We start from the raw sequence: 6334 nt of genomic DNA on the forward strand, positions 1-6334 counted from the left end.
GGTTCGGAACCCCCACGACACTGGGTTCCTCTTCGGGCTGGGGCGTATTCGCCGGTACGCCCACAAGGAAGGTGTCTCAGCCGGACGACAGCCGCCTCGGACCCGACCGTCGCATCCATCGAACGGCGGCACTCGACGACCCGTATGGCCCAGGGACGGCGACCGGGACAGACGACCTGAGAGCGGTCGAGCGGGCGGGAGGCTGCGGCCCAAGCCCGGACGCGCCGCCTACAGCCGCCGCAAAGCCATCGTCGAACCCGTCTTCGGTCAGATCATGACCTGCCAGACGGGCCGCCAACTCCTCCTGCGTGGCGAGGACGGCGCCCGGGGCGAGCGGCGACTGCCGGCCGCCTGCCACAACTTCCGCAAGGCATTCCGACACGCCGGAACCACCGGACTCGCCGCGCCGGCCAACCGATCGGCCAGCCGGCGCGGCCCCCGACGCGCTCCACCCCGGGCCCCGGACCCCCCCCGCCAGCCCCGCGGCCGCCCATCAGGCGACCGGACGGCCGGTCCCGCCGACCGCCGAGTGCGCATTCGGCCAGCCAGTCGCCCGCTACTGACACACGCTCCTGGTGACTCGAGGCAGACGAACGTCGCGCACTGTCCGTGACAGGAGGGCTTCCCAGTGCGATCGAGGTGCCATGACCACGCCGCAGGGACTTCCTATACTGCCTGTATGACCGGTCAGAGGCGGTCCGCACCGCACGCCCGGAAGCGGATCGTGCCGTCCGACTACGTGAACCTCATGCCGTTCGCGATCATCCTGCTGACGGCTCTACTGGACCTGACCACTCCACTGGATCTGCAGTTCGACCGACTCCTGTCGGCCGCACCCGCGCTGGCCGCCTGCGCGTGGTCGGTCAGGGGGACCCTTGCCATCGGACTGCTCAGCCTGGTGACGAATGTCGGCCTGGCTGCCGCCCAGGGGCTGCTCGAACGCCCCGGGCACTTCTTCACCGTGGGGGCGATAGCGGCGGTCACGCTGGCTGCCGCCGTCGCCAGCGGCGCCCGTCAGAAGCGGGAACGCACCCTCGCCGACGTCCGCTCGGTGGCCGAGACCGCCCAGCGGGTGCTGCTGCGCCCCGTCCCGCACCGCCTCGGCCAGGTCAGCATCGACACCTTCTACATGGCCGCCGCAGCGGAAGCCCAGATCGGCGGCGACCTGTACGAGGCGGTGCGCACGGCCCACGGTGTTCGGCTGCTCATCGGTGACGTACGCGGCAAGGGCCTGCACGCCGTGGAGGCGGCCGCGGTCATGCTCGGCGCCTTCCGAGAAGCCGCGCACGACGAACCCGACCTCCCCCACCTGGCACGACGGGTGGAGACCAGCATGAGTCGCGCCGCGGCCCAGATGCCGGGCGGCGACGTCGCGGAGCGTTTCGTCACCGCCGTGTTCGTCGAGGTCCCCGACGACGAGCCCACCGTCCGGCTCGTCAACTGCGGGCATCCGCCACCGCTGCTCCTCCACGACGGACAGGTATGCGAGCTGGAACCGTCCGCCCCTTCACCCCCCATCAACCTGGGGATGCTCGTGGACGACGACTACCACGTGGACGTGGCCCCCTTCACCGCCGGGGACCAACTGATTCTCTACACCGACGGCGTGACCGAGACCCGCGACTCCAGTGGGAGCTTCTACCCACTCACCGAACGTGTCCGCCCCTGGATCGCGGCCGCTCCCGGCGAGCTCCTCGACCGACTCCGCCAGGATCTCATCGTCTACAGTGACGGCGCTCTCCACGACGACATCGCAGCGCTCGCCGCACGACGCCTCCCGGAGACGGCCGGAAGGTAGGCCCAGCCCCCCTCAGTGGCACTGTCCAGGCCGAGTGCCCGGGCGGCCCGGTTCGCCAGTGCGGGCAGACGGTGGGGGGCGATCGCGTTGGACTCGGCGAGCAGCTGTTCCAGCAGCCGCTCGTCCGCCCCGGTGGCGGCCGCCCGGTCGTCCTCGTCGGCCATGACACCACCTCCGCCTTCTCAGTCTTGCACCCATCCGTGTCTTGCACCCATCCGTCCGGGTCTCATTCCGGCCGGGGAGCGGCGGCGATTAGCGGTGGACGATCGCGACCGACGTGCTGGCCGATCCGGGCTGGCTGGGCCGGCTCGATCTGTCCTTCGTCGACGCGTCGTGGCAACGGCAGGTGCCGGGCAGCTGGTGACGACGGCTGCCCGGCGGGAGGAGTCCGCGTCGCGTGTCAGGCTCCGAAGTCGGCGAGGATCCCGCCCACAGCGTGACCCGCGCGGCCAGGGCACGACGGACCGTGTCGGCGCACTGGGCCCAGCGCTCCTGGTCGTCGCCACAGGTCGATCAGCATCTGCATCGCCATCGGTGTGCTGCTCGCCGTCCACCTCGATGTTCCGCGCGAGGTAGTCCTCTTCGGCCGGCCAGGACGGCGGCGGCCAGCAGGCCGTCGATCAGCGCGACCCGGCCCTCGGTCTTCAGGACCGGGTTGTCCAGGGCCGCGCCGGTGCGGGCCTTGCCTGCGGCGCGCGTGAACATCACCGCGACCGCCGGCCGACTCGCCGGCCAGTGTGACGTGGGACGCGTCACCGCCGAGGGCGCCGATCCCGGAGCGCACCCAGCGCATCGCCGCCTGTTGGTCGGCCAGTCCGAAGGTTCCGGAACCCGGCAGGCCGCTGTGGGCGAGGACCGGTGGGGCGGTTGCCGCTGACAGATCCGCGACCTGTTCACCGGTCAGGCAGCGCTCCACGATCGCCTGTCGTCAGCCCCGTCGCGTCCGCACGTGTGCGGACTTTCATTGGGCGACAAGTCCACAAGTGATCGGATTTGATCGCAACAGCTCCCACAGGGCAGGCTCGGTGTCGCACAGTGGCGGATCCGCCACGGTCCGGCACGGAGGGAGCCGCATGTCCGGGACCGAGAACAGCAAACCGACTGCACATGTCGTTGTCGGGTACACCCCGCAGGACGGTTTCGTCGCCGTCCAACTCAATCCGCCCCCAGCGGAATACGTGTGGCACGACCGGCGGGCCGAGCACCACCGGGAACGGTTCGGGCCGGGTAACGGCTACCAGCAGTGGCTCGCCGTCGACGCCGCCACCGGTGCCGTTTGGTTCGGGGACACCGACTGGCGAACCCAGGACGAGGGCGCCGCCCCCTGGCTTCCGGGGCACCGCCGGGCCGCGGCCGGCGATGGCGCTCTGCCTTCCCCGGCCGTGTTCGCGCTCCTGCTCACCCACCGCACTGTCGACGAGCAGGGCGCCGATACCTGGCGCTTCTTCAGCGCCGAGGAGCTCTACACACTGGTCCGACGGATCCTGCCCATGGTCCAGCGGGTGATCGGCTCGCTGCATCGTGTGGGCCCGGCCGGGGATCTGGAGTGGTCCGCCGAGGCTGCCACGGCCTGGACCGATCTCGAACAGGCCTGCCTCTACACGCTCGGTGCGACGGGCACGGTGGCCTGGGCCGAACCCCGCATGAGCCCGGTTCCCGGATGGCGGGTCGAAGTGGCGGACTTCCTGGCCCGGAATCCGGAGCTGTGCGATCCGGCTTGGGCGACGGCTACCGACGCCGAGCTGGACGCCTACGCCACTTACGAACCCGATTCCGGTTACGGCGGCGTTCCGGGACGGATGTGCACTCCGGCGGGCGTCCGGATCGAGGAGGGCTACACCTTCTACGGTCACCGTGCGGCTCTGTACGCCTACCGCGCGGCCGCTTGCGGCGACCGCGCCCCGGTCGAAGCCGGGCTCTGGCTGCGGACCAGCGATGCCGGACGGAGCAGTTGGGAGGGCGCGAAGGTCGTGGGAGCGAGTCTCGCCGACGCCCCTGACTGCGTGTTGGACCACCTCGCCGAGACGTTCCGCAGCGCTGCGGCCGACGACGGTGTGGTCCTCACCGGCCTGGCGGCCTACCTGCGGCAACAGCGGGCCGAGGAAAGGGCGGCGGTCGACGACACGCTTGCCGCCACCGGGGAGGAGCTGAAGCGCTTGGAGGAGTTGCTCAAGGAGGTCCGCCTGGTCCGGAACACCGTCCTGACCCGGGTCCTCAGCTGGACCGACGGGCGGGACGACGAGGTGATCGCCCGTCTCGCGGCGATGTCCCCCGTCGCCGTGGCCGAGTGGCGGGAGCGGCTCACCGCCGACCGGAGTGTCCGACCGGAGGGGTGAGAGGCTGCCCGGAGGGCCGGCCCGCAGGCGGGCCGGCGACGTTCGGGTCCGAACTCGTCGAGGCGTTGCCCCCGCCTCATGAGAGGGCGGCCAGCGCCTGCGCGGCGAGCATGCGTTCCAGGCCCAGGAGGGCGCGTGGGGCGTGCCGGGTGTCGATGCGGACGGTGTAGATGAAGCGCGTCAGCTCCGGGTCGGCGAGGGGGCGCGCCACGACCTGGGTGCTACCCGGGGGGAGGGCCAGCCGCGGCATGACGGCGACGCACAGGCCGGCGGCCACGAAGCCGAGCACGGTGTTGAAGTCGTCGCCGTCGTATTCCAAGCGGGCCTGGAAGCCCGGTGTCTTGGCCATCTGAGCGAGCAGTTCCAGGCGCAACGCGGCCTCCGGAGCCGCTATCCAGGTCTCGGCCGCGAGGCCGGCCAGGTCGATGACGTCCCGGTGGGCGAGGGGGTGGTCGGCCGGGACCACCGCCACGACCGGGTCCCGCGCGACCAGCGTTCGGCGCAGCCCCCGGGGCGGTGGCATCGGGATGAAGTCGTAGTCGTAACTGAGGGCCAGGTCCATGTCTCCCCGCTTGAGCCGGCCGTAGCCGGCTTCGGGCTCCACTTGGGAGAGACTGACCTGCACATCCGGATAGGTCGTGTGAAGCTCTGCCAGCGCCTGCGGGACGATGCCGGCGGCGGCGGAGGCGAAGGCGCCGAGCCTGATCCGTCCGGCTGTGCCCGCACGCATGGCGTCGAGTTCCACGGAGGCCGCCGCCAGTGCACTTCGGACGCGCTGTTCGGCGTCGAGGAGGACCATGCCGGCCGGGGTGGCGCGTACGGGGCGGCGCTCGATCAGGATGAGGCCGGCGCGGCGTTCGAGTTCGGCGATCTGTTGCGAGACGGCGGGCGCGCTGTAGCCCAGCTCGCGTGCGGCGGCGTTGAAGGAGCGGTGGCGGACCACGGCTTCGAGGGTGGCGAGCAACCGGGGGTCGAGTTTCTGCACGGAGTTAAGGCTCACTTATCTGTCGCGAAGATGTCTTTTCTTGTGCTTAAGCATGAACGGCAGCAGGATTCTTGCTCGCGGCCCGGATGCGCAAGCCTCCGCGCCCGGGTCCGCGACCCAACCACCTCCCTCGTCGGCCGCGTTCGTGCGTCCGCGGGGCCGTGCACCCCCTCTTCCGCAGCCCTCCTGACCCCGCGTCCGTCGGGCGGGTGGGCTACGGAGGAGACGGCCGTCGACGATCGACTCCCGCCCCTGAAAGGAAGTGGTATGCCCAAGCCGCTCATCGGACTGACCACCTACCTCGCCGACGCTCAGTGGGGGGAGTGGGAGCTGCCCGCCGCGCTGCTGCCCGCGGCGTACATCAGCTGTCTCCAGGCGGCGGGCGGCCGCGTGGTCCTGCTGCCGCCGGACGCGCCGGAAGCCGCGGCCGATGTCGTCGCGCGCCTGGACGCGATCGTCCTGACCGGCGGCGAGGACGTGGATCCCGCGCTGTACGGGGCGCGGCCGCATCCGTGCACGGGACCGCCGGTGCACGAGCGCGACCGGTGGGAGTGGGCCGTGCTGGCCGAGGCTCTCGCACGTGACATGCCGGTGCTGGGAGTGTGTCGCGGAATGCAGTTGATGAACGTGCACGCAGGCGGAACCCTGATCCAGCACCTCCCCGAAACGGTGGGTCACCACGGGCACAACCTGCACGGCGGCCACTTCTCCCCCCATGCCGTCACCACGGTGCCGGGGACGCGGATCGGCACACTCCTTCCGGGGACCCGCCAGGTCGCCACGCACCATCATCAGGCGGTGGACTCCCTCGGGACCGGCTTGATCGTGGGCGCCCGCACGGCGGACGGCACCATCGAGGCGGTCGAGAGCACCCGGCACCGCTTCGCGGTCGGCGTGCAGTGGCACCCCGAAATGGCTTTCGATTCGGCCGTGGTGCACGCCCTGGTGGCCGCCGCCAGGTCGGCCCCGAACCCCGCTCCGGGTCGCATCGCCGAGAGCAAGGTGCGCATCCGGCGGGGTACACCGGAGGTCACTCCGTCGACCCCGGTGTCTTGACACCGCTGTGCTCCGACCCCCAGGATCGGCCCGTGAACCTGTCAGACAGCCAGACAGGTGGTGCGATCCCGCGGCGCGTCAGCGCTATGGAAGCGGTGTTCGGCCACCTGCGCAGCGCCATCGAGCGCGGTGAGTACGCCGTAGGGGACAAGCTTCCGT

Annotated in this window: 5 protein-coding genes and 2 pseudogenes; 5 read left to right on the forward strand and 2 right to left on the reverse strand. The window is 71.2% G+C overall.

The genetic code is table 11. The features are described from left to right. Positions 1 to 202: 202 nt before the first annotated feature. Both ACFVWU_RS43960 and ACFVWU_RS43965 read left to right on the forward strand, forming a co-directional pair. Positions 203 to 406: pseudogene (locus ACFVWU_RS43960) on the forward strand (transposase); the annotation flags it as partial. 273 nt (positions 407 to 679) lie between these two features. Further along, the gene (locus ACFVWU_RS43965) at positions 680 to 1798 is read left to right on the forward strand and encodes a PP2C family protein-serine/threonine phosphatase (RefSeq protein WP_387632140.1); all 1119 of its coding nucleotides are present in this window, start codon (positions 680 to 682) and stop codon (positions 1796 to 1798) included. 400 nt (positions 1799 to 2198) lie between these two features. Here ACFVWU_RS43965 and ACFVWU_RS43970 read toward each other — a convergent pair whose 3' ends face one another. Beyond that, on the reverse strand, positions 2199 to 2591 hold the full coding sequence (locus ACFVWU_RS43970) for a hypothetical protein (RefSeq protein ID WP_387632151.1): 393 nt from the start codon (positions 2589 to 2591) through the stop codon (positions 2199 to 2201). A 280-nt stretch (positions 2592 to 2871) separates the two neighbouring features. On the opposite strand from ACFVWU_RS43970, the gene ACFVWU_RS43975 reads away from it, so the two are divergent. Further along, positions 2872 to 4134, forward strand: a complete 1263-nt coding sequence (locus tag ACFVWU_RS43975; protein WP_387632143.1) for a hypothetical protein — start codon at positions 2872 to 2874, stop codon at positions 4132 to 4134. 76 nt (positions 4135 to 4210) lie between these two features. Here the strand turns inward: ACFVWU_RS43975 and ACFVWU_RS43980 are convergent, their stop codons facing one another. Beyond that, positions 4211 to 5119 carry a LysR family transcriptional regulator gene (locus ACFVWU_RS43980; RefSeq protein ID WP_387632146.1) on the reverse strand — a complete coding sequence of 303 codons (909 nt, stop codon included), beginning with the start codon at positions 5117 to 5119 and terminating at the stop codon, positions 4211 to 4213. A gap of 267 nt (positions 5120 to 5386) precedes the next feature. Between ACFVWU_RS43980 and ACFVWU_RS43985 the strand changes: the two genes are divergently transcribed. Both ACFVWU_RS43985 and ACFVWU_RS43990 read left to right on the forward strand, forming a co-directional pair. After that, positions 5387 to 6175, forward strand: a complete 789-nt coding sequence (locus ACFVWU_RS43985) for a gamma-glutamyl-gamma-aminobutyrate hydrolase family protein (protein WP_387632148.1) — start codon at positions 5387 to 5389, stop codon at positions 6173 to 6175. Positions 6176 to 6207: 32 nt separating this feature from the next. After that, a pseudogene (locus tag ACFVWU_RS43990) lies at positions 6208 to 6334 on the forward strand (GntR family transcriptional regulator); the annotation flags it as partial.

Source organism: Kitasatospora sp. NPDC058190, assembly GCF_042883685.1.
In the GTDB taxonomy this organism is placed as follows: domain Bacteria; phylum Actinomycetota; class Actinomycetes; order Streptomycetales; family Streptomycetaceae; genus Kitasatospora.

Bases quoted from the DNA above. Each gene is read 5' to 3' on its own strand.
- ACFVWU_RS43965 (WP_387632140.1), top strand. From the start codon at position 680: ATGACCGGTCAGAGGCGGTCCGCACCGCACGCCCGGAAGCGGATCGTG.
- ACFVWU_RS43970 (WP_387632151.1), bottom strand. From the start codon at position 2,591: ATGCGCTGGGTGCGCTCCGGGATCGGCGCCCTCGGCGGTGACGCGTCC.
- ACFVWU_RS43975 (WP_387632143.1), top strand. From the start codon at position 2,872: ATGTCCGGGACCGAGAACAGCAAACCGACTGCACATGTCGTTGTCGGG.
- ACFVWU_RS43985 (WP_387632148.1), top strand. From the start codon at position 5,387: ATGCCCAAGCCGCTCATCGGACTGACCACCTACCTCGCCGACGCTCAG.